This window comes from Parabacteroides sp. Y3-G-102, from assembly GCF_023656845.1.
Taxonomy (GTDB): domain Bacteria; phylum Bacteroidota; class Bacteroidia; order Bacteroidales; family Tannerellaceae; genus Parabacteroides; species Parabacteroides distasonis.
In genome coordinates this window covers 1-2,121 of record NZ_JAMOKU010000096.1, presented here as the reverse complement: position 1 = coordinate 2,121, position 2,121 = coordinate 1, and the positions used below count along the sequence as shown (strand labels likewise).

Here is a 2,121-nt window from a genome sequence, read left to right as displayed (position 1 = left end):
TCTCTTGTTTTTTTTGCAACACTAAGATAAGTGAAAATTCTGACATGGCAAAATCCTGAGCAACTTTTTGTTGCTCAGGTACTTAAAAAGTTTAATTTATAATAGTGTTGCGGAATTAAGGATCACTTCTCCACGATTTGAATTCAAGTATTCACCTGTAAGAAGTTACTAATGACAAAAAAGAAATTGCCCGTTCGTTTTACGGGTCAGCACTTTACTATTGATAAAGTGCTAATAAAAGATGCAATAAGACAAGCAAATATAAGTAATCAGGATACGGTTTTAGATATTGGGGCAGGCAAGGGGTTTCTTACTGTTCATTTATTAAAAATCGCCAACAATGTTGTTGCTATTGAAAACGACACAGCTTTGGTTGAACATTTACGAAAATTATTTTCTGATGCCCGAAATGTTCAAGTTGTCGGTTGTGATTTTAGGAATTTTGCAGTTCCGAAATTTCCTTTCAAAGTGGTGTCAAATATTCCTTATGGCATTACTTCCGATATTTTCAAAATCCTGATGTTTGAGAGTCTTGGAAATTTTCTGGGAGGTTCCATTGTCCTTCAGTTAGAACCTACACAAAAGTTATTTTCGAGGAAGCTTTACAATCCATATACCGTTTTCTATCATACTTTTTTTGATTTGAAACTTGTCTATGAGGTAGGTCCTGAAAGTTTCTTTCCACCGCCAACTGTCAAATCAGCCCTGTTAAACATTAAAAGAAAACAGTTATTTTTTGATTTTAAGTTTAAAGCCAAATACTTAGCATTTATTTCCTGTCTGTTAGAGAAACCTGATTTATCTGTAAAAACAGCTTTAAAGTCGATTTTCAGGAAAAGTCAGGTCAGGTCAATTTCGGAAAAATTCGGTTTAAACCTTAATGCTCAAATTGTTTGTTTGTCTCCAAGTCAATGGGTAAACTGTTTTTTGGAAATGCTGGAAGTTGTCCCTGAAAAATTTCATCCTTCGTAGTTCAAAGTCGGGTGGTTGTCAAGATGATTTTTCTGGTTTGGTGTCGTCTTTTAAGCTGCCGCATAACGAAAAATGGTAGCCGTAGTTGCCGGATTTACAGCACTTTCGTATCAATTTAGCACTTCGGTTCGTTAAAAGCACCAAAGTATCAAGTTGGCACGAAAGCCGGCAATTATCGGCTACCATATGTTAGTGGCATTTATCATTTCATTATATTCATTTGCTTTAACGCATTTTTTGTTACATTAATTCTCGATGAAATAAAATCATCAACATTCAATCCGTCTGTCGGAATTACATTTGTTGCAAAAAAATAAACATTAGATTTTGTTTCAACATAACCAACAAACCAACCATTATATTTTTCTTCTATCGAACTTAATCCAGTCTTACCGCTTAAAATGTAATTTTCAGTTCGCTCAATTTCCATAATATTTTTGACAATCTTTATTGTCCTATCAGAAATTGGAAATTTTGAAAAATAGAATTTCCTTAAAAAGTCGATTTGTTGTTTTTGAGATATTTTTGAATTTCCTTCAAGCCAAAAATTGTCAATCGTTAAACTGTCAAAAATCATATTTTTATACTCAAATTTTTCTAAATATTCTTTCATTTTAATTGTTCCGATTTTCCTTGCAATTTCCTGATAGCAAGGAACACAGGAAATTCTAAAAGCATCTTTAAATGATAAATCTTTTTCCCAAATATCCATTTTTCTCTGCTCGCCATTCCATTTTAAAATAGTTGTATCATTTTCAATAATGCCTAATTCAACAGCAATTATAGAATTTGGAATTTTGAATGTTGATGCAGGTAATTTTCCGTTTTTAGCCCAATCAAAGTCATTTGAGTAAAAAGTATTCTTGTCGTTATCATAAATTAGAATTGAACCATTTACTTGAAAACTATCTAAAATTTTGTCAAAATCAGAAATTTCTGTTTCAATTATGTTTTTATTCGTTGTTGTGTTACAGCAAACAAATAAAAATATCATTGAAATAAAAACTACAAATAAAATATTTTTCATTTATCCTTAATTCCGCAACACTATTATAAATTAAACTTTTTAAGTACCTGAGCAACAAAAAGTTGCTCAGGATTTTGCCATGTCAGAATTTTCACTTATCTTAGTGTTGCAAAAAAAACAAG

General features: G+C 31.5%; 2 protein-coding genes. One reads left to right on the top strand and one right to left on the bottom strand.

Features of this window, described 5'->3' with window-relative positions; genetic code table 11:
* Positions 1-171 precede the first annotated feature (171 nt).
* Positions 172-972 carry a 23S rRNA (adenine(2058)-N(6))-methyltransferase Erm(F) gene (gene erm(F) / locus NBH16_RS23175; protein ID WP_004295323.1) on the top strand — a complete coding sequence of 267 codons (801 nt, stop codon included), beginning with the start codon at positions 172-174 and terminating at the stop codon, positions 970-972.
* Between the two features lie 202 nt (positions 973-1,174).
* On the opposite strand, the gene NBH16_RS23170 is transcribed toward erm(F), so the two are convergent.
* Positions 1,175-1,999, bottom strand: coding sequence for a class D beta-lactamase OXA-347 (locus NBH16_RS23170; RefSeq protein WP_004295324.1), 825 nt, complete (start codon positions 1,997-1,999; stop codon positions 1,175-1,177).
* Positions 2,000-2,121 lie beyond the last annotated feature (122 nt).

What these genes read in the sequence shown, in the direction of transcription:
- NBH16_RS23170 (WP_004295324.1), bottom strand. Translation starts at nt 1,999, where the DNA reads ATGAAAAATATTTTATTTGTAGTTTTTATTTCAATGATATTTTTATTT.